At 51.1% G+C, this 19912-nt stretch carries 18 protein-coding genes; 5 read left to right on the forward strand and 13 right to left on the reverse strand.

Annotation, left to right across the window (positions count from 1 at the left end):
- Positions 1–27: 27 nt before the first annotated feature.
- Positions 28–3198: an ExeM/NucH family extracellular endonuclease gene (locus QWY20_RS01630; protein ID WP_330127289.1), complete on the reverse strand. Its 3171-nt coding sequence runs from the start codon at positions 3196–3198 to the stop codon at positions 28–30.
- A gap of 253 nt (positions 3199–3451) precedes the next feature.
- Positions 3452–5920, reverse strand: coding sequence for an acyl-CoA dehydrogenase FadE (gene fadE, locus QWY20_RS01635; RefSeq protein WP_330127290.1), 2469 nt, complete (start codon positions 5918–5920; stop codon positions 3452–3454).
- A gap of 196 nt (positions 5921–6116) precedes the next feature.
- Between fadE and QWY20_RS01640 the strand changes: the two genes are divergently transcribed.
- On the forward strand, positions 6117–6881 hold the full coding sequence (locus QWY20_RS01640) for a class II glutamine amidotransferase (RefSeq protein WP_330127291.1): 765 nt from the start codon (positions 6117–6119) through the stop codon (positions 6879–6881).
- Here QWY20_RS01640 and QWY20_RS01645 read toward each other — a convergent pair.
- From QWY20_RS01645 to QWY20_RS01690, 10 genes are all read right to left on the reverse strand, one after another.
- Positions 6878–7657 carry a DUF3108 domain-containing protein gene (locus tag QWY20_RS01645; protein ID WP_330127292.1) on the reverse strand — a complete coding sequence of 260 codons (780 nt, stop codon included), beginning with the start codon at positions 7655–7657 and terminating at the stop codon, positions 6878–6880. The two genes, QWY20_RS01640 and QWY20_RS01645, sit on opposite strands and share 4 nt — an antisense overlap.
- Positions 7632–8288, reverse strand: a complete 657-nt coding sequence (purN, locus tag QWY20_RS01650) for a phosphoribosylglycinamide formyltransferase (RefSeq protein ID WP_330127293.1) — start codon at positions 8286–8288, stop codon at positions 7632–7634. The genes QWY20_RS01645 and purN overlap by 26 nt, the downstream gene beginning before the upstream one ends.
- Before the next feature lie 8 nt (positions 8289–8296).
- Positions 8297–9337 carry a phosphoribosylformylglycinamidine cyclo-ligase gene (gene purM, locus QWY20_RS01655; RefSeq protein WP_330127294.1) on the reverse strand — a complete coding sequence of 347 codons (1041 nt, stop codon included), beginning with the start codon at positions 9335–9337 and terminating at the stop codon, positions 8297–8299.
- Positions 9338–9407: 70 nt separating this feature from the next.
- Entirely contained in the window at positions 9408–9815 is a 408-nt protein-coding gene (locus tag QWY20_RS01660) for a hypothetical protein (RefSeq protein ID WP_330127295.1), read from the reverse strand.
- Positions 9788–10720 (reverse strand): LysR family transcriptional regulator, encoded by a 933-nt coding sequence (locus QWY20_RS01665; RefSeq protein ID WP_330127296.1) that lies wholly within the window; start codon positions 10718–10720, stop codon positions 9788–9790. The genes QWY20_RS01660 and QWY20_RS01665 overlap by 28 nt, the downstream gene beginning before the upstream one ends.
- Positions 10721–10751: 31 nt before the next feature.
- Positions 10752–11720 (reverse strand): tRNA 5-methoxyuridine(34)/uridine 5-oxyacetic acid(34) synthase CmoB, encoded by a 969-nt coding sequence (gene cmoB, locus QWY20_RS01670; protein ID WP_330127297.1) that lies wholly within the window; start codon positions 11718–11720, stop codon positions 10752–10754.
- 6 nt (positions 11721–11726) lie between these two features.
- On the reverse strand, positions 11727–12458 hold the full coding sequence (gene cmoA / locus QWY20_RS01675; protein WP_330127298.1) for a carboxy-S-adenosyl-L-methionine synthase CmoA: 732 nt from the start codon (positions 12456–12458) through the stop codon (positions 11727–11729).
- Between the two features lie 75 nt (positions 12459–12533).
- Entirely contained in the window at positions 12534–12917 is a 384-nt protein-coding gene (locus QWY20_RS01680) for a hypothetical protein (RefSeq protein ID WP_330127299.1), read from the reverse strand.
- Positions 12914–14467 carry a bifunctional GNAT family N-acetyltransferase/carbon-nitrogen hydrolase family protein gene (locus QWY20_RS01685; protein ID WP_330127300.1) on the reverse strand — a complete coding sequence of 518 codons (1554 nt, stop codon included), beginning with the start codon at positions 14465–14467 and terminating at the stop codon, positions 12914–12916. The genes QWY20_RS01680 and QWY20_RS01685 overlap by 4 nt, the downstream gene beginning before the upstream one ends.
- A 26-nt stretch (positions 14468–14493) precedes the next feature.
- Positions 14494–16572: a tetratricopeptide repeat-containing diguanylate cyclase gene (locus QWY20_RS01690; RefSeq protein ID WP_330127301.1), complete on the reverse strand. Its 2079-nt coding sequence runs from the start codon at positions 16570–16572 to the stop codon at positions 14494–14496.
- Between the two features lie 264 nt (positions 16573–16836).
- Here QWY20_RS01690 and QWY20_RS01695 point away from each other — a divergent pair, with 264 nt between their 5' ends.
- Positions 16837–18069 carry an Nramp family divalent metal transporter gene (locus QWY20_RS01695; protein WP_330127302.1) on the forward strand — a complete coding sequence of 411 codons (1233 nt, stop codon included), beginning with the start codon at positions 16837–16839 and terminating at the stop codon, positions 18067–18069.
- 43 nt (positions 18070–18112) lie between these two features.
- Positions 18113–18391: a hypothetical protein gene (locus QWY20_RS01700; RefSeq protein WP_330127303.1), complete on the forward strand. Its 279-nt coding sequence runs from the start codon at positions 18113–18115 to the stop codon at positions 18389–18391.
- Here the strand turns inward: QWY20_RS01700 and QWY20_RS01705 are convergent.
- The gene (locus tag QWY20_RS01705) at positions 18388–18726 is read right to left on the reverse strand and encodes a ribonuclease E inhibitor RraB (protein ID WP_330127304.1); all 339 of its coding nucleotides are present in this window, start codon (positions 18724–18726) and stop codon (positions 18388–18390) included. The two genes, QWY20_RS01700 and QWY20_RS01705, sit on opposite strands and share 4 nt — an antisense overlap.
- A 105-nt stretch (positions 18727–18831) precedes the next feature.
- On the opposite strand from QWY20_RS01705, the gene QWY20_RS01710 reads away from it, so the two are divergent.
- A complete protein-coding gene (locus QWY20_RS01710; protein ID WP_330127305.1) occupies positions 18832–19242 on the forward strand; it encodes a cytochrome b562 in 411 nt (136 codons plus the stop codon).
- Positions 19243–19294: 52 nt separating this feature from the next.
- Positions 19295–19900, forward strand: coding sequence for an HAD family hydrolase (locus tag QWY20_RS01715; protein WP_330127306.1), 606 nt, complete (start codon positions 19295–19297; stop codon positions 19898–19900).
- The last annotated feature ends 12 nt before the right edge of the window (positions 19901–19912 follow it).

Below are 19912 nucleotides of genomic sequence, written 5' to 3' on the forward strand. Positions count from 1 at the left end.
GTATCAAGAGCTTGTAGGTTTTAAAGATTAGAACTGAACCGTGAGCGGCTCAGTGCACTGATTGTGCTGAGCATGACACAGCTGGTAGCTAGCTTGGCTGGCATCACTACGGAACTGATCATTGTATCGGCCTGAGCGTTGAATGGTCGTGATGACAGTACCATCCCGCAACAACACCAAACCGTTGGCTTCACCATCAATTCGCAGTTGCACCAGCGTTGAGCCTGAGCGGGCACGATTCACCCGGATAAGGCTGAGCTCTGCATCAAGTGGCGGGAATACAGCACTTAGTTGCAAGGCGATCAGCAAAGGATCATGATCCGAAGTACGGTACGGATCCGCGTTATAGAAGCTTTCTGGTTTCACCAAGCCACCAGGCAGGGGGCCTTCGCTGTAGTTAAACGCCGGAATTTCATCCGAGTTGATGTGCCAGGATTTGGCCTCCAGTACCTTGGCTGCCATGGACGGACTGGCAAACGCATGGTCTAAACTGCCGGACTCACCCATAAAGGTGTAGCTGTAGACACTGTAATCGCCGTCATTGCTTTGCACGGCCAGGTTGACATAGCCAGCGGCTTCCATTGCGGCCAGCGGATCTTCTTTGGCGTAGGCATTAAAATCACCCAGTACCAACATATCGCTGTTGCCGGAGTTGGTAGGATCGGTTTCCAACCAACGCAGCATGGCCTCGGCAGATTGAGTGCGCCAATGGTTCCAGCAGCCCTGGCCATCGCCTTGATCCGCATTCACACCGCTGGCGCTACCACAGGACTTTGCCCGTAAATGCACCGCTACAGCGGTAAATACTGCGCCTTGCTCCGTAGCAAAACTTTGCGCCAGAGCCGGACGCTGCCGCGAGGTATCAAAGTCTGGATCCACACTTGAGTCCAGTACAGCAAAATCACCATGCAGGCTGACCCGGTTGGCACGGTAGATAAAGGCCGGTTTGATGGCATCGGTGCCAAGCCAGCCAGTGGCAACATAGCTCCAGTCCGCAGTAGTGGCTGCAGCATTGAGTGCCGCCACCAAATGCTCCAGAGTAGAGTCATCGGCATCATTTTCGATTTCGATCAAGGCAAGAACATCCGCTTCCAGAGCCTGGATGGCAGGTACCAGCTTGTCCAACTGACGGGCCAGTTCGCTCTCAGAGCGAGCTCCACGGCAGGCAAGTGCATTCGGGCCGCAGCTGTTACCGGGCAGATCGAAGGTGGTAAAGAGGTTTTCGACATTAAAGGTCGCTACCTTGATATCACCTTGTTCTACCAGTTCAGGGGCATGCGTTCGAGGGTTGCTGTTGGCGATAAAAGTGGGTGTGTTCAAATGGCGAACCCGGTAGGCACCAAAGGCATAGCTCATCACACCATCCAAACCAGCTTGCAGCAAATAACCATTTCGGATCGGGTTGCTGGCGGAAATTTCGTTGATGCCATCTTCACCGGTGATGAAAGGCTGGCGGTTCACACCAGTCAGGCCATTATCAATGATGATTCGGTTGAGCCGGTTGCTGGCCATGACGGCCTGAGCCGCTGAACCAGGCAAGACAATCTGGGTTGGATTGTATAAACGGCCATTGGAGACAGTAAACTCACCAAAGCGTACCGCATTAAACACATCGGTGACGGTTAAATCATCGGCGGTATGTACCCACATGCCGGCAATGCTCTCCAACTGTTCGAAGCTGGTCGCTGGCAGGTTAAATGCCACCGGGCTGACCAGATGCAGGAGATTGCTATCACAAACGGCCAACTCACTGACATTGGATAACTGTGTTTCTTCAAAAAACTCGGCCACAGTGCCGCGTACCCGTACCAGATCACCTGGTTGCACCGGTACACCGAAACCATTGTCATAGACAAAAATACCTTCGGATGTCATCGGGTTATTGTCATGATGCTGGTCTTTTTCCTGCAGATAGAAGCCACCCAGACCGCCGTTGTCCGTTTCCTGGAACACAGCGGTCACGACCGCTTGCAGCTGAATTTCAGCACCTTGCAACGGGCTTTGGAAACCGGCACCCTGCACCTGATGAATACGGGTGGCTGGGTTTTCACAGCTAAATACAACCGGCTCGACCGGGTTTTCTGCGGTTAGCAACAGATTGGCAAGACGCCAGGTGCTGCAGTTGCCGCTGTCAAACTGATACCGTAGTGCCAGATGCACTGAGCCACTTAATGCTGAAAGCTGCTCAAAGCCATCGAAGCGCACTGGCACATTGTTGCTGCTAAAATCATCCGGACTGATGCTGGTTAGCAACACCCAGTCTGCAGGATTAAGCTCTGTGCCGCTGAATTGGGTAGAGTAGTAAATATCCAGATTATTGACGCCAGCAAAGCCTCGTGCGATATCGATGGCCAGGCGCTCACCGGTTTGGCCGTCGATATCAAAGGCCGGTGATACCAGCCAGCTGTCATTGGCGTTGCAGCTGCCATCAACAAAGCCAGAGAAGCTGACATTATTAAAGCCGCCATCCCATTGCCACTGCTGCTCACCCTGCAAGCTCCACTGTTGCCAGCCTTTTTCAAAAGGATTGCTGGCAAAATCACGCTGATACAGGGTAATGCGGTCGGCATCGGCAGTCAGCGTACCTGTGACCAGCAGGTTGTCAAAACGATTATTGCCGGTAGCATTGCTAGCACCATTCAGTTCAATGCGAAAATACACACTGGTCTGATTGTTGAGTTCAGCTACTGCGGAGAAGTCATAGCTTCGTAGCTGAAAGCTGCTGCCAAGGGCGCCTGAGTCGACGGCAAATTCGGTAAAGTTTTCGCCATCGATGGACCAGCTGATGCGGCGCTCATTAAAGCCGGTGGCGGTGCCACGTTGTGCCCAGCTGAGTTGTAAGTCCTGATAACCGGCACTGTTGATTTGAATGACGATGGCAGCACCATTGTTGCTGGTAGCTGGTCCACCTTGCACCGACAAGCTACCACCGGCTGCATAGCCAGGCAGAGCGTTGATGGTACTGCCGGCAAACGACTGAATGGTGATGTAGCTGCCATTGGCTGCTGTATCTTCATTAAAGTCGGTCAGAAAAATGGTCCCTGCTCCCAGATCGGGTTGCTGCGGAAAGGAGTCCGGGTTAAACCCAAAACTGCCATCCGGCAATTCATTGAAATTTTGTGACCAGTAGGCGATGGGGGTTTGCGCCCACAAGCCAAAGGTGCATAGAAGCAGCACCAGTGCCAGTAGTTGTTTCATTGTTCGGTATCCGTATTATTTTCTATGGTTATGACGTGGTACGGCTGTACGTCCCGGTAAGCACTTGGCCAGTCTCATGCCAAGCGGGCATGGAGTCCAATGTGAACCTGTCACTATAAAAGTCTTTTGTGTCATTTTCATTAAATTTTTCGGCAAATGCTAAGATAGATGGGAGGGGTAGGTGGTTCTGTTAACATTTGAAGGCATAAAAAAACCCGGTTGGAACCGGGTTTTTTTGAAATCAAGCTTGGCTTTATGCCGCATTGACCTTGGCTGCGCTTTGCTGCTCGGAGGCCAAAAGCGCTTTGTCGGCCGCCAGATAGTTAAAGTCGAAGTCATCTACGTTGATGGTGCGCAAGCGACTGGCTTCTGCTTTTCGTAAAATCTGTGCTTCCTGCTCGGAAATCACCTTCAGCTCAAGGCCCAAGTCGGCCACTTCATTCAGACGGAAGAAAGGCAAACGCTTTTTGGCCGCTTCAGTGACTTTGTCAAACAGAGGCTCTGCCGCCAGCACATCACGCAATGCCTGCTCTACCATGCCAATCGGGTTGTTGTCTTTGCCTGCCAGATACAAGTGGTGACCCAGTCGTGAACGGGCTTCGCATGGTGTCTGCATAATGCGGGCAACCTGGTGCTCTACTTTATCGCTTGGGCGACGCAAGGTGCGGCCCCATGGGAACACCACACGTTTGAGTACCACACCCACCAGACGGTTGGGGAAGTTATCGAACAACTCATCCAATGCCAGCTGGGCTTTGGCCAGGTTGTCTTCACAGGCCCACTGCACCAGAGGCAGATCTTGCGGCTGACGACCTTCATCCTGGAAGCGTTTTAATACGCTGGAGGTCAGGTACAACATGCTGAGAATATCTCCCAGACGGGCGGAAATACGCTCACGGCGTTTCAGATCGCCGCCGAGAGTACCCATAGCAACATCGGACATCAGCGCCAGTGCAGCACTGAAGCGGTTCATTTGCTTGTAGTACTTGGCGGTGGCATCGCTGTAGGGAGCACTGCTAAAGGCTGCACCGGTGAATGACAACCAGAAGGTACGGAAGAAATTGCTGATGGCAAAGCCAATATGGCCAAACAAGGCCTTGTCAAAGGCTGTGACCGCAGCACGGTTGTCTTCATTATAAGCAGCCTGCAACTCCGCCAATACATAAGGATGGCAACGAATGGCACCCTGACCATAGATGATCATATTGCGGGTTAGAATATTGGCACCTTCTACCGTAATCGCTACCGGTGCGCCCTGATAACCGCGGGCCAGATAGTTGTTTGGTCCCATGCAAATGCCTTTACCGCCATGCACATCCATGGCATCAATCATCGCCAGGCGCATCCGCTCGGTAATGTGGTACTTGGTAATGGCGGAAATCACCGAGGGTTTTTCGCCCAAATCAATGGAGCCAACCGACATGGTGGTGGAAGCGCATGCCATGTAAGCAGAGCCACCGATCCGGGCCATCGCTTCTTCCACCCCTTCCATTTTACCGATAGGGATCTTGAACTGACGACGAATACGGGCGTAAGCACCGGTGGACATCGCAGCCGCTTTGATACCTGCGGTACTGTTGGACGGCAGGGTAATCGCGCGACCTACCGACAAACATTCAACCAGCATACGCCAGCCCTGGCCTGCCATTTTGGCGCCACCAATGATGTAATCCAGCGGCACAAAGACATCGTTACCCTGAGTTGGGCCGTTCTGAAAGGGCACATTCAGCGGGAAGTGACGACGGCCGATTTTCACCCCTGGCGTGTCTGCCGGGATCAGTGCACAGGTGATACCTAAATCTTCTTTGTCACCTAGCAACTTGTCAGGATCTTGTAATTTAAACGCCAGGCCAAGCACAGTAGCGATAGGGGCCAGCGTGATGTAGCGCTTGTTCCAGGTAAGACGCATACCCAGCACTTCTTTGCCTTGCCACTGGCCTTTACAGACAATGCCAAAATCTGGAATCGAGCCGGCATCCGAGCCTGCTTCCGGGCTGGTGAGGGCAAAACAAGGGACATCCAGGCCTTTAGCTAACCGTGGCAGGTAATGATTTTTCTGTTCATCCGTACCGTAGTGTTGCAGCAGCTCACCCGGACCCAGTGAATTCGGTACCCCAACAATGCTGGACAACACCATGCTCTTGCTGGTCAGCTTTTGCAGCACACAGGATTGAGCATAAGCAGAAAACTCCAGACCCCCATACTTCTTCTTGATGATCATGGCGAAGAAGCCTTTGTCTTTCAGGTATTGATAGACTTCAGGAGATAAATCAGCGCGGTCGTGGGTGATCTCCCAGTCATCGACCATATCCAGCAGCTCTTCTACCGGACCGTCCAGAAAGGCTTGCTCTTCCGCACTTAACCGGGGAATAGGGAAGTTATGCAACTTTTGCCAGTCTGGGTTACCACGGAATAAGTCGGCTTCCCACCAGGTGGTGCCGGCATCAATGGCTTCTTTTTCGGTACTGGACATTTCCGGCATGATTTTACGATACACCCCAAGCAGTGGCTGGGTGATCAGCCTCTGCCGGATAAAGGCGATATTCAGTGGCAAGGCAATCAGCAGGAATACAATCCAGCTCACCAGGCCTACCGGGCCGACAAAAGTGCCGGCTGCCAGAGTAACAGCAATTGCAGCGGTGAACAGCGTCAGGCTGGCACGGTAATATGCCAGGATGCCAATCACAACCAGAAGTATCAGGCTAAACACAAACCCTTCCATAACTATCTCCTAAGAGGTCTGACCACTAATTTCTAAGAGTATATTCTTCCCAGACAACTTGCAAGCCTTTCGATGGGGCTCGGTTGTTTACTTGTACAAAGCGCTTTACATCTGTTGATACGGGAAAGTATAGTCGGTTGGCTCACTTTTAGCGCTGTATCAGCGTGCCTGCCAATCAGAAAGGGGTTTGTAGTTCATGTGTGAATTGCTCGGGATGTCGGCAAATGTGCCTACCGATATTTGTTTTAGCTTTAAAGGATTGAAAGAGCGGGGCGGTCGGACCGGACCGCACCGGGATGGGTGGGGGGTGGCTTTTTATGAAGGGAAAGGGGTTTGTACCTTTAAAGATGCACTGCCAAGTTATGAGTCTGAGATTGCCCGTCTGGTTAGTGACTATCCGATTAAAAGCTGTGCTGTAGTAGCACATATCCGTCAAGCCAACCGTGGCAGGGTGAGTTTGCAAAATACCCATCCTTTCACCCGGGAGCTCTGGGGCCGTTACTGGACCTATGCCCACAATGGCCAGCTGTTTGATTACAAAAATCTGCCGGTTGATCGTTTCCAGCCAGTTGGAACCACCGACAGTGAACGCGCTTTTTGCTATTTGATGAGCGAGCTGGATAAACGCTACCCAAACAAACCTCGTTCACGAAAGGCCGCGTTTCGTTTTTTGCAAAAGAAAGCCAAAACCCTGCAGCAGTTAGGAGTGTTTAATATGCTGCTGACCGATGGTGAATACCTGTTGACCTACTGCACCACTAAATTGCACTGGATCACCCGGCGAGCGCCTTTTGGCATCGCCCGCTTATCGGATGTGGATGTCGATATTGATTTCTCCCGTGAAACTACGCCAAAGGATGTAGTGACTGTGATTGCCACTGAGCCACTGACCCTGAATGAGCAGTGGCATAAAATGCAGCCAGGAGAAAGCCAGTTGTTTCGTTACGGTGAGCCTATTTAAGGCTTTGAGATAGCAGCTGTTTCGCTGGTCTGTTGCCAGTGCACTTTATGCAGCTGCACATCGACTTGTTCGACATTGTTTTCGCCATGCCAGATACGAACCAGTAAGTAGTCGAGGTCTGGAGCAACCCAGGCGTAAATTTGCCGGTCTGAATCTTCTTCGACCCGCTCAATACGATAGGCCATCACATTGCCGTAGGGCAGAGGCAGCAACTCTTTGGTGACCACCCGAAAATCATAGGTTTTTGGATCGCCCCGCCGATTCAGGACTTCATAGCTGAATGTGCGCTTGCCGGCCGCCAGATCAATCGCCAGTTGCTGATGATAACTGAGCTGATCCAGCCAGTTATCATCCCATTGATGGGACTTCAACTCACCTTTGCTGCCTTCGCGCAGTTCTTCTTTGACTGGATCCAGGGTCAGGACGTAGTTACGGCTTGGCCCGGTACCACTGCGGTTCATGCGGTATGTCAGCGGTTGTACCTGCGCACCACGCATTGTAAATTGTGTTTGTTCTTCCCTGCGATCACGAAACACCATCCAGCTGATTTCGCTACGATACCGCAGGGTATAGACACCATCGTCCTTTTTCAGCTCACGCTCGGCTTTGCCGTGACTACGGCCATTGCGGTAGACCACATACTCAGCTTGATAGGGGGCAAGCTCCAATGGCAGCTCGTCCGGGGCCGATGTCGCCGCGAATGGTGCCACCAGCAGCGGTAAGCATAAAAAAGGCGCCCGCAGGCGCCATTCAGAGATCGTACTCATCATCGTCATGGGCATATCCGTATTGCGGTAATGGTTCATCATCCAACAAGGCTTGTTGGCCTTGCTGACGTAAACGTCCCTGACAAAACCAGCGGATCACCAAAGGGTAGATACGGTATTCCTGCTCATGCACCCGTTCGGCCACTGTCTCTGCATCGTCGTCAGAAAATATCGGGACTTTGGCTTGCAATACCACCGGACCACCATCCAACTCTTCGGTAACAAAGTGAACACTGCAACCGTGCATTTGGTCACCAGCTTCAATGGCGCGCTGATGGGTTCGCAAGCCTTGATACTTCGGCAACAAAGATGGGTGAATGTTCAATAATTTACCGGAAAAGTGCTGTACAAAGCCCGGCGACAGGATGCGCATAAAGCCAGCCAGTACTACCAAATCCGGTGTGAATTGCTCAATCAGCTGCTGCAACGCCAGATCATAGCTTTCACGGCTAGCATAGTCGCTATGGGCCAGGCAGTGGGCACTGCTCCCGGCCTCTCGTGCCCTTAGCAGGCCATAGGCATCGGCTTTATTGGAAATAACAGCCGTGACTTTGCCGGCGATAAAGCCGGAAGCGCAGGCATCCAGAATTGCCTGCAAGTTACTGCCATTACCGGAGATCAGTACAACAATGGATTTCATGCCTGCCCTTAACGGATGATCACTTGCTCTTCACTGTCGGTAGCAGTCTGGATCTCGCCCAGGTGCCAGGCCGTTTCACCAGCCTGTTGCAGCATGGTCAAAGCGGCAGGTAGCGCCTCGGCAGGCACCACCACAATCATGCCAACACCGCAGTTGAAGGTACGGTACATTTCATGGGTTGTGACATTGCCTTGTTGCTGCAACCAGGTAAAGATGGCTGGCCATTGCCAGCTACTCCCATTGATCACTGCTTTGCTACCTTCTGGTAAAACACGGGGAATGTTCTCCCAAAAACCACCACCCGTGATATGGCACAGAGCATGAACCGGGTGCTGTTTAATCAGGCTGAGCAGGTTTTTTACATAAATCCGGGTGGGTTCCAGCAAATGATCGGCAATCGGCTTACCGGCTAGCTCGGTATCTGCTGACTGACCACTGACCTCCAGGATCTTACGGATCAAAGAGAAACCATTGGAATGCGGGCCGGATGATGCCAACGCGATCAGTTGATCGCCGGCTTGTACCTTGCTGCCATCAATCAGCTCTGATTTTTCAACCACACCCACACAAAAGCCAGCGATGTCGTAATCATCACCATGGTACATGCCTGGCATTTCGGCCGTTTCACCACCCACCAAAGCACAGCCTGATTGGGCACAGCCATCGGCAATGCCTTCCACCACGGTTGCCGCTGTGTCCACATCCAGCTTACCAGTAGCGTAGTAATCCAGGAAAAACAAAGGTTCTGCGCCTTGTACAATCAAGTCATTGACGCACATAGCAACCAGGTCAACACCAACCCCATCATGGCGTTTTAAATCCATTGCTAAACGCAGCTTGGTACCCACACCATCGGTGCCTGAGACCAATACTGGCTCTTTGTAGCCAGCCGGGATTTGGCACAGGGCACCGAAACCACCTAAGCCACCCATGACTTCAGGGCGATGGGTGCGTTTGACTGCCCCCTTAATACGATCGACCAGAGCGTTACCTGCATCGATATCGACACCGGCGTCTTTGTAACTTAGGGATGGATTTTGGTTGCTCACGGCATTCCTCAATTGAACAAGGGCTGAAAATGGTCGCTATTTTACCTGCATAATCATTGCGACAAAAGCATTACTGGGTAGCATTTGCCATGGCCTGCTCGACATAACCGGCAATACTGATGCTGTCATCCTGCATGATTTTATGGTAAACAACTGATGCAAAAGGAAATTCTTTGTCAAGGTAGGTCAGGCACAGGTAGGGGGCATCTTGTGTGCTTTTATCGTGAAACCATTCACCGCCGAGCTCGCGGCGAAAGACTTCACCCGTGTAAGCTCCCAGGATGGTACACAAAGTAAACAGTAAGTCATGAGCGTGCGCTTGTTTTTTCTGCCGCTGGTGCAAAGCAGACACTAAGCTATCCAGTTGCAGCAGACTCTCTCTGCTAAAGTCCAGCTCCAGCTGGAACTCTTCACTGGCGTAATTGACGGCATCATTGGCCGACTGAACCATCAGGTCCCTGAGCTGTTGATCGTGCATAGATTCTCCCTGGTTTGTTCCGATTGATGGGCTGCTAACAGACACTGACGTAACAGCTTACTGCCGGGGCCCAATTGTTCTTCGTATGGGCTTAATAAAGCCATGGGGGCGAGCTTTTCTCCTCCACTGGCCAGTTGCAGCACTTTCAGGCTACCGTCTTTTAAACCTGCTTGCACGGTGTAATCTGGCAGCCAGCAAAAGCCAAGCCCTAGTTGTAGAATTTCGATGGCTTCGTAAAAGTTATCGACGGTCCAGCGCTGTTCGGACTTTAACCAGCCACCTTGCTCCTGTGGTTTTTGTGCCGTATCACGGATCACGATTTGCAGTTGCTGGCTAAGCTCAGCCAGTTCCAACTTGCTATGCTCTGCCAGCGGGTGCTGGCTGCCGACTACCGGAATAAAGCGGGTCACATACAAGGGCTCGCCTAAGTGACCTTTAGGCACCAGGCCGGTGATCACCAGATCAGCACGTTTCTCCTGAATGATTTCAGCGGTGCCAGTGAGCACGGCATCAATGATTTGTACCCGGCTACCGCGGCTTTGTGGGTAAAACTGCAGCAGCGCTTGATACAAATATTGTTTGGGGTAAGCCAATTCCACAGCGATACGAATTTCCGGTTCCCAGCCTTTATCAATGGTGTCGGCCAAACGTTCCAGATCTTCGATTTGTTGGGTTACCATGCGAGAGCGTCGTAGCATCACCTCACCAGCTTCGGTTAAAAACGCTTTACGTCCTTTAACCTCTAATAACTCGACCCCGAGCATGCTTTGCAGTTTGGCTACGGCATGGTTTAAAGAGGACTGGCTTTTATTCAGCAAATCAGCTGCCTGGGCATAGCCACCTGCATCAACAACCGCTTGCAGGATACGCCATTGCTCAATGGTAGTTTTAGGGCGATAAGGCATGAAACAGTCGCTCTCCTATGGGTATCTGCTGTTAGCGTTCGGCAACAATCACTGCCCGAAGCGGCGCTGGGTAACCTTCAATCGTTTTACTATGGTCATTTGGGTCGAGAAAATCAATTAAACTTTCATTTTCCATCCAGGCGGTAGCTCGCTGTTCCTGCACACTGGTGTGAGAGCAGTCCACTACCCGGGGGTTTTTAAATCCAAGCCGTTTTAGCCAGTGACACAAAGCGGCGCAACTTGGGATAAACCAGACATTGCGCATCTTGGCGTAGCGCTCACCCGGTACCAGTACGGTGTGCTCATCGCCTTCCACCACCAAGGTCTCCAGCACCAGTTCGCCTCCCGGGCGCAGCTGCATTTTTAGCTGTTGTAAAAACTCCAGCGGTGAGCGGCGGTGGTACAGCACCCCCATCGAAAACACGGTATCAAAGGCTTGTAATTCAGGTAAGTCGTCGCAGCCAATCGGGAGTAAATGCACCTTGGGATCGGGGTTAAAGTGTTTAATGGCTTCAAACTGGCTGTAAAAGAGCTGTGATGGGTCGATACCGACCACAAAATCAGCTTCTGCTTCACGCATACGCCACAGGTGATAGCCGCTGCCACAACCTACGTCCAGCACAAAACGGTGTTTCAGTGATTGAATATGCGGTTGCAGCCGATGCCATTTCCAGTCTGAACGCCACTCGGTGTCAATCTGGATGCCATGAATATTGAAAGGCCCTTTGCGCCAGGGCATCAGTTGGCGAAGTAAATACTCAATCCGTTTGCGTTGTCCCTCATCAATTGCATCGGCCAGGCCAAACCTAATGGTATCCGACAGCTCAATCTGTGAGACGGAAGTTTCAGGCAGCTGCGCCAGCACTTTTTGCCAGCGATGAAAATCACCATGCAGAGCATCTTTTTGCCAATGGGCCAGTTGCGCGGGTAGGGTTTGTAGCCAGTGAGCCAAGCGGTTGCTGGCGATTTGCTGGTAAAACGGGGTAAATAAATCGGTCATGTGTACTCAGGGCTGTTTAAAAGCAATCATGGAGCAGAAATTAAAACACTGAAACCAAACCGTGCTTTCTGCAAAGCCGGCTTGCTGCATGCGCTGCTGGTGTGCTTCGATGCTATCGGGCTGCATCACATGTTCAAGGGCAGTGCGTTTTTGGCTGATTTCAAGCTCACTGTAACCATTGGCCCGTTTAAAGTCGTGATGCAAATCAACCAAAAGTTGGTTGCTGCATGGCTGCGGGCTAATGATTTTTTCCGATAACAACAAAATGCCACCGGGTTTCAGTGCCTGATAAATGCGTGTCAGCAGGCTGGCTCTGTCTTGTCTGGCTAAAAACTGCAATGTGAAGTTCACCACCACCATGGCAGCGTTACTGAGCGCCAGCTCACGAATATCGCCCTCAATCACCTCAACCGGCACCTCTGAGCGAAAAGCCTCGAGGTGACGCTGACAACGTTGCACCATGGCGGTACTGTTATCAACCGCTATGATTTTACAGCCGGTCATACTAATATTGCGCCGCATTGCCAGGCTGGCAGCCCCCAAAGAGCAGCCTAAATCATAAAAATGACTGTCTGCTTGCTGGTAGCGGTTGGTCAACTGACCAATGGTTTGGATAATGCTCTGATAGCCCGGTACCGAACGCTGAATCATATCCGGAAAAACATCAGCTACCTGATCGTCAAAGCGAAAATCCTGAATGTGCGCCAGCGGCTCAGCGTAAATGTGATCTTTGTGCATAAAAGAAAAGGATAAACCACCATGGGCTAAGTGTATCTGATTTTGTTACAGAACACGATCTGCTTGTGCTGGCCGCTATGGTTGGTTGTGGTGAGCCGCCAGGCGTTTCCCGGCTTCGCGGCGACGTACATAGTCGATTAAGCCAACAATCAACAGTGCAATACTTTGATAAAGGGGGATCATCGCCAGGATCAGAATGGCACGCTCGCCCTCTGCCGGGTTGTTCACCAAACCGATATAGGGCAGCAATGCCAACAGGTGTATCAGCAAAGTCGCCAGCGGGAAAAGCCTCTTTAACTGATAACGAAGGTGTAAAAAAATACAAATACCAGCGGCAGCAACTGCCGGCAGCAGGAGCCAGAGTTGCAGCATGGATGCAGGTACCAGCTGAGTACTGAAGTTCAATACCAGCAAAGACTGCAGTACCAGTAAAACTATCGTCGTGATCAGAAGCTTCATGTCGAAGAGGTCTCTTTGAGGCTGTTTTTACCAAGCCAGCTTACTTGATACAAATCATGGCGTCGATCTTTTAAATTCGTTACCGAGCCTTCATTGCGAATTTGCTTTAATCGATCCAAATCCAGATCGGAAAACATCAGCATTTCAGTATTTGGCGTGGTTTCCGACATCACCGCATCGTGTGGAAAGGCAAAGTCAGATGGAGAGAATACCGCCGATTGGGCATATTGCACATCCAGATTGTCGACCGAAGGCAAGTTGCCGCAACTGCCACAAATCACCACATAACACTCATCTTCAATGGCCCGGGCCTGAGCGCAGTGGCGTACCCGCAGGTAACCATTTTTAGTATCCGTCCAGAATGGCACAAAAAGTACGTCCATTTCCTGCTCTGCCAGTAACCGGCTCAGTTCCGGAAATTCCACATCGTAGCAAATTAGTATGCCAATTCGGCCGGCATCGGTTTGAAATACCTGTAGCTTGTCGCCCCCTTGAATCACCCAATCCCGACGCTCATGCGGTGTAATATGGATTTTGCTTTGCATTTCAACGGTGCCATCACGACGGCATAGGTAGCTGACATTGAATAAATCATCACCCAGCAACAAGGGCATGGAGCCGGTGATGATATTGATGTTGTAGCTCACGGCCATAGTGGACATTTCCTGACGGAAGCGCTCAGTAAACCCAGCCAGAAACCGAATGGCTTCGGTCTGGTTGGATTTGTTGTCACAAAGGCCCATCAGCGGTGCATTAAAAAACTCCGGAAACAGCGCAAAGTCGCTTTTGTAGTCGGATAGTGCATCCACGAAGTACTCAACTTGCTGCAGGACCTCATCCACAGAGGTGGCCTGACGCATTTGCCACTGCACAGCACCTATGCGGATTTGAGTTTTACGGCTTTCAATTAAGCGACCAGGTGGCTCATAGAAAATATTGTTCCATTCCAGCAAGGTGGCGTAGCCCTGGGATTTTTCATCTTCGGGCAGATACTTTTTTAGCAGGCGCTTTAATTGAAAGTCATTGGAGAGCTGGAAGGTCAGAATTGGATCATAAATTTCCCGGCGTTTCACCGCTTCAAGGTAGTCGGCAGCGGACATTTCATCACTGTATTGATGAAAATTCGGGATCCTGCCGCCGGCGAGGATCGCGCGCAGGTTTTGCTGGCGACACAGTTCTTTGCGCACTTCATACAAGCGTCGGCCTAAGCGATAACCACGATAATCGGGGTCAATCAGGACATCCAGGCCATAGAGGGCATCACCATGCGGGTTATTCAGGATGGTCATCCGCTGGCTGATCAATTCATCGTAGGTATGGGGGTTGCTAAAGCGGTCGTAATCAACCTGCAAAGACAAGGCGACACCCACAATAGTGTCGTGATCCACCACACAAAATTGGCCATCCGGAAAGTCCTGAATCAATTTCTCGATGGTATGTCTTGGCCAGGCACCGCCCAAATCGGTGTAAATCCGATCCATCAGACGTTTTAATTGTGGGTAATCGCTCACCTCAAGGTTTCGGATCTTGATATGGAGTTCTTCTTGCACGGAGCACTCTCCCTTGGTTAAAACGGCTAAGCGCGATTGACGCTGGGGCCTGCCACTTCAGTGCACTTGAGCTGTTGCAGCGTCAGTGGTTGGTTTTTCTCCACGTCAAAGCTTGCCATAATGTCCGTTAAGGGTACGTGAAGGCCGGTAACGCCGCAAGCCTGATTCCGGCCTTTGGATTTACCGGCATAGAGGGCTAGATCAGCCAATTGCAAAGCTTTTTCCCAATTAAGTTGCTCTTCCGGAATATCGTCAAAGGGCAGGGTAATAAAGCCGGCGGTGGCGGTAACAACGATAGGCTGTCCGTTGACGGTAAAGGGCTTTTCAGCCAGCAAATACAAGGTTCGCTCGACCAGAGTGGTTAAATCTTTTGGTCTGATGCGATGCAAATACAACAGAAACTCTTCACCACCCCAGCGGATGGCCTGATCGTGTTGGCGCAGGGACTGGGTCAGGCGTTTAGCCACTTCGATCAGGATCTCGTCACCGGCAGCATGGCCATGCTGATCATTAATTTGTTTGAAAAAGTCGATATCCAGCAAAATCAAAGCATCGCGCTCTTCGCCATGATGGCGGTGCTCTTTGTGTTGCCAACGTTTAGCCATGCGCTGTTGAAAGGAGCGACGATTAAAAAGGCCGGTCAGCGGGTCGCGCAGCGATTGAAACTCGAGTTGCTTGTTCGCTTCTTTAAGCCGCCGGTTAACATGGCGTACCTTGCGGTACAGTTGCCACATCAAAATGCCCGCCAGAGCCGTCGCAAAAGCAGCCAGTAAAATCAGCCGGTTTTGCAGTTGTTTGTTCTCTATGGTGCGCTCCTGCAGAGCATTGGCCTGTTCCAGCCGTTGAATATGATGCGCTTGCTCCCGCGCCTGATAACGTTGCTGCATTTCAGCCAGGATGCGCTCACGATCAGCCTGGAACAGTTCTTTATTTAATTCCCGTTGCTCACGCAAAATAGCCGCCTCTTCGACATGATAACCTGCATGGTTCAACGCTTTGGCAAACTCGGTCAGGAAGCGCTCTAAGTCGGAGCGACGACCATGTTCACGGTAATACTCGATGCTGCTACGCATCTGCTGCAAGCCATGATCGTAATTGCCCTGCATCACCTGAATGTAACCAAGATTCAGTCTGATCAGTTGTTGGGTATACTCATCTTCCAACTGCAGGGCAAGTTCATTCGCTTGTTGCAGAGGCTCAATCGCCTGGTCATAGTGATGCAGCAGAATATGCGAGGCGCCGATATTATTCAGGCTAAGCAGCGCAATCCCTTGATAGCCAAACTGCTGTGCTTGTTTCAGTGCCCGGTAATGCGTTTGAATGGATGCTTCGTGCTGACCCAGCTCACCTTCGATGTAGCCTTTGGTTAAATAGTATTCAGCCAGATGATCCTTGATGCTATCTGGCATGCCCTCAATAGCCAGGTTTATCAGCTCCAGAGCCTGCTCAAGATTTTGCATATCTGCATACAATTGGGCCAGTTGGCTTTGTAAAAATGTGCGTCTGATGTCGGTACGCCCATCGTCGGTTTCAAGCACGGCTTCCATCGCTGCATGTAAATGTTTGCTGGCCTGCTCAAACTGATTGTCTCTGATATAAATTCGTCCTAAAAGATTGTTGGCGTAATAACGAATACGGGGTTGTTTCACTGCATCCAGATAGGACTCCAACTCGACGATGGTTTGGTAGGCTTCATTCATCTTTCCCTGAGTTACCAGCACTTCCACTTTGGTAGCCAGAGCTTCACCCATCACATCCGGGCTTGGGTGTTGTCGGGCGAACGTGATGAGTTGCTCAAGGGCATCGGTTAACTTGGCTTCATCGTCGCCGTATAAAAAGTTAAAAACTCTCATAGCATGAAAGCGGGTGACTGAGGTGGGAGCGGTACCAGGCTGTATCAGCTGCTCCATAGCCTTGAGCTGAAGTGACGATGCTTCAGGGTCTTGCCCCAGGCTGTTTAAGTACTCATCCAACTGTTGCTCAAGCTGTGGATCGGTTTCTATCGAAAAGGCCTGTGGCGTTAACAGCACACAGCAAAATGCTGCACTCAACCAAAGCAAGAAAACAGGGAGTGGTGGTCGGGCTGTACGAAGAAAAAAAATCATAGCGTTCCTGAATGAGCATCGACACTTTAAAAGTAGCAAGTATCGATTAGAAAGCCAATTGCTTTATTTATCAACAGTTTTTTTAGTTGATACTCATTTAGTGGTTTCGGATCAAGGAGGGAAACCCTACCCTGGTGATCGCTTAACGCCAGCAACCAAAGACAAGGGCTTCTTCTACGATATTTACTGTGTTGAGGCGATTGCAATGCAGCTACCAACAGGCATACTAAGCGATAATCTTTGCTCGAAAGGACATGCTGTATTATGGGTTCCTGGTTCCGGCTTGGCCCTGCCACTCTGGTAGCGGCTGCTTTTATTGGCCCTGGTACGGTGGTGACAGCCTCTTTGGCTGGCGCTAATTATGGTTATGCTTTGCTATGGGCCTTGCTGTTTTCTGTACTGGCCACCATGATTTTGCAGGAAATGGCAGCGCGCCTTGGCATTGTGACAGGCATGGGGCTTGGCGAGAATTTGCGACAGCTGGTCAGCCAGCCGCTGCTTAAGTTTCTGTTGTTTGCATTGGTAGTCGCTGCTGTTGTTATTGGCAATAGCGCCTATCAGGGAGGCAACATTACCGGTGCCAGTCTTGGTGCTGAGGCGATTTGGGGGGATGCTCAGCTTATCCGTACCATCCGGGCTTATACCGGTTTAAATCCTTGGGCTTTGCTGATTGGTGTTATGGCGATTTTAGTGCTTTGGCGCGGGAGTTACCAACTGATAGAGCGCTGCCTGATTGGCTTGGTGCTGCTGATGAGCCTGGCGTTTGTCAGTACCATGTTGCTGACCCGGCCAGATTTTTCTGCTATGGTGCAAGGCCTGCTCTGGCCAACGATTCCCACCGGTGCCACCTTAACGGTCATTGCTCTGATAGGGACTACGGTAGTGCCGTATTCTTTGTTTTTGCATGCAGCCAGCTCCGCCAGTAAATGGCAGCAAGCTCCGGACAAAGCAAAAGCACTGCAGCAATCCAATGCGGATATACGCACCTCCATTCCGCTTGGCGGGCTTATTTCGGTGGCGGTGGTATCAACCGCTGCGACGGCTTATTTTGGCAGCGGCCTGGCCATTGAAAATGCTGCGGATTTGGCGGTATCGCTGGAGCCTCTGTTTGGCCGGTTAGCAACCTACCTGATGGCACTAGGCTTGCTTGCAGCAGGTTTGTCGTCGGCCGTAACCGCTCCGTTAGCGGCAGCTTATGCGTTGCGTGGTATTTTGCAACTATCGAATCAGCACTTTCGACTTACCTGGTTTACCATTATTTTGATTGGTGTGGTGGTGTCTTCGTTGGGGCTGCGACCTGTCTCTGTGATTTGGTTTGCTCAGGTGGCCAATGGCATTTTACTGCCTGTGATTACCTTATGTTTGCTGGCGGTGATGAATACAACACGACTTGGTCAATACCGCAATAATTGGCGACAAAATAGCATGGGTGCGGTGGTTTTTTTGATCAGCTTACTGTTAAGTGGCCGCAGTTTATGGCTTGCTTTTTCCAGTTGATTGGGATGCATGGTTCATACCTTTTGTTAAAGGAGATCACTCCATGAGTTGGATAGATTGGGTTGGGATGATACCTGCCATTATTTTCCCGGTGGCTACTCTGGTGCAGGTAGTGCATTTGCTGCGGGTGAAAAATGCGGCTGGTGTGTCAGCCCTTAGCTGGAGCGCCTTTGCTGTGGGCAATCTGGCGCTTTATGTGTATACCGAAAAATATCTCGAGTGGCAGGCGCTGCTGGGCTTGTTGGGTACGGCTTTGTTGCAAGTCTATTTAATTGCGCTGATCCTGCATTATCAGCGCCAGGCAGCCAAAATCGCTGGTTAAGTCGTTTCTTCAGGTTCTTGTACGCCCCAGCCATCGTATTTACCACCAAACTTTTTGGCCAAAGCCTCCAGCTCGGTTTCAAAGTCGGTAATCGCCTGGTAGCTGAGCGCTAGCTCCTGGGTCACCTTTAGCTCCCACTGACCGGCATTGTCCAGTGCCAGGCTTAGTGTGGCTTCGGAGTACTGTGCTGAAAAAGCGGGCTGTGCAGCTTCTGCTTTTTCCTGGCGTTTAAAAAATACATAAAAATCAAGTTCAGTCTTTTGTTCAAGTGCAAAGCCGGCTTCAAGCAGGAGTTGCAACATATCGCCATTGGCATCATCTGGAAATTGCGTCATAAATGGATCCTGATGGTTTTTTTGTGAGTATACCAGTTTCGTTCTGGCTAGGCTCGCGGGAAGTGACATGGTAGGATCTTGTGGTGATTTTTTTGGAGGAACACCATGAAACAAAGCACTGCGGTATTGCTAGTGGCTCTGGTCGGTTGGAGTGGTCAGCTGTATGGTTATACCGCGCAGACAGATAGCCTGGAAGTCATCATGAAAACCTTCTCATTTCAGTATCGCCAGGCGGTAGAGGCGAACTCGACCGAGCAACGTCTGGTGCACGTGCGCCATATGCAACAGGGCATTGCTGCGGCTCAGCAAGCGCCGATGCGTGATGATCTGGCCGAGCAGTTTATTGAGGGTTTTCAGCGGGTGGCCGCTAAGCTGGATGGGATTGAGCAGGCTCTGCTGAGTGGTGAGCTGGCTCAGGCCGAACAAAAGCTGCAACAAATCGATCGCTTGCGGGTGGAGTACCACCGGTTGCGTAAACGCAGCTTCTGGCAATGGTTGTTTGGGGATCGCTCCTGAATCTAGTGAGCTGTATTGATAAGACGATTTTTCTAGCCGGAGTAATGTCACCATGCGGATGCTAAACGGCTCGTTACGGGCTGACATAGATGTAGTTGCTTTTGATCTCGATGGAACCTTGGTTGATAGCCCGCTTGATTTTGCCGCTATTCGTCAGGAGCTTGGGTGGCCCGATGCGAGTGATTTGTTGCAGTCTCTGGCGTTATTGCCGGATGAGCGCAGTCGTCAATACGCTTTGGATGTGATTCATCGGCATGAGATGGATGCAGCTGAGCGATCCATTGTGCTACCCGGCGTGCTCGATTGTCTGAGTCAGCTCCATGCCGCGGCGATCCCTACCGCCATTTTAACCCGCAATATGCGGGCTGCCACTCAGCGGATGATCCAGAAGTTACACATCCCCATTTCATTGATTTTAACCCGTGAGGACTGTGCTGCTAAACCCGATCCTGAAGGCTTGCATCGAATTGCTGCGCACTATGGTGCTGGCGTCAATCGCTTACTGTATGTAGGGGATTACCATTTTGATTTAACCACGGCTGCAAATGCCGGTGCTCAATCTTGTTTGTTGCTAAATACAACGAATCATCAGTTTGCTGCCAAGGCGGATTGGGTTATTGCCGACTACCCCCAATTGGCCAGAGCTCTGACAAGTTAAGCTTGTACTTAG

Origin of the sequence: Alkalimonas cellulosilytica (assembly GCF_036325985.1) — a bacterium.
In the GTDB taxonomy this organism is placed as follows: Bacteria; Pseudomonadota; Gammaproteobacteria; order Enterobacterales; family Alteromonadaceae; genus Alkalimonas; species Alkalimonas cellulosilytica.

Coding starts and splice junctions, on each gene's coding strand:
- purN (WP_330127293.1), bottom strand. CDS start 8,288: ATGAAATCCATTGTTGTACTGATCTCCGGTAATGGCAGTAACTTGCAG.
- QWY20_RS01660 (WP_330127295.1), bottom strand. CDS start 9,815: ATGCACGATCAACAGCTCAGGGACCTGATGGTTCAGTCGGCCAATGAT.
- QWY20_RS01690 (WP_330127301.1), bottom strand. CDS start 16,572: ATGATTTTTTTTCTTCGTACAGCCCGACCACCACTCCCTGTTTTCTTG.
- QWY20_RS01705 (WP_330127304.1), bottom strand. CDS start 18,726: ATGACGCAATTTCCAGATGATGCCAATGGCGATATGTTGCAACTCCTG.
- QWY20_RS01710 (WP_330127305.1), top strand. CDS start 18,832: ATGAAACAAAGCACTGCGGTATTGCTAGTGGCTCTGGTCGGTTGGAGT.
- QWY20_RS01630 (WP_330127289.1), bottom strand. CDS start 3,198: ATGAAACAACTACTGGCACTGGTGCTGCTTCTATGCACCTTTGGCTTG.
- QWY20_RS01680 (WP_330127299.1), bottom strand. CDS start 12,917: ATGAAGCTTCTGATCACGACGATAGTTTTACTGGTACTGCAGTCTTTG.
- QWY20_RS01640 (WP_330127291.1), top strand. CDS start 6,117: ATGTGTGAATTGCTCGGGATGTCGGCAAATGTGCCTACCGATATTTGT.
- fadE (WP_330127290.1), bottom strand. CDS start 5,920: ATGGAAGGGTTTGTGTTTAGCCTGATACTTCTGGTTGTGATTGGCATC.
- QWY20_RS01645 (WP_330127292.1), bottom strand. CDS start 7,657: ATGACGATGATGAGTACGATCTCTGAATGGCGCCTGCGGGCGCCTTTT.
- cmoB (WP_330127297.1), bottom strand. CDS start 11,720: ATGACCGATTTATTTACCCCGTTTTACCAGCAAATCGCCAGCAACCGC.
- cmoA (WP_330127298.1), bottom strand. CDS start 12,458: ATGCACAAAGATCACATTTACGCTGAGCCGCTGGCGCACATTCAGGAT.
- QWY20_RS01665 (WP_330127296.1), bottom strand. CDS start 10,720: ATGCCTTATCGCCCTAAAACTACCATTGAGCAATGGCGTATCCTGCAA.
- QWY20_RS01695 (WP_330127302.1), top strand. CDS start 16,837: ATGGGTTCCTGGTTCCGGCTTGGCCCTGCCACTCTGGTAGCGGCTGCT.
- QWY20_RS01700 (WP_330127303.1), top strand. CDS start 18,113: ATGAGTTGGATAGATTGGGTTGGGATGATACCTGCCATTATTTTCCCG.
- QWY20_RS01715 (WP_330127306.1), top strand. CDS start 19,295: ATGCGGATGCTAAACGGCTCGTTACGGGCTGACATAGATGTAGTTGCT.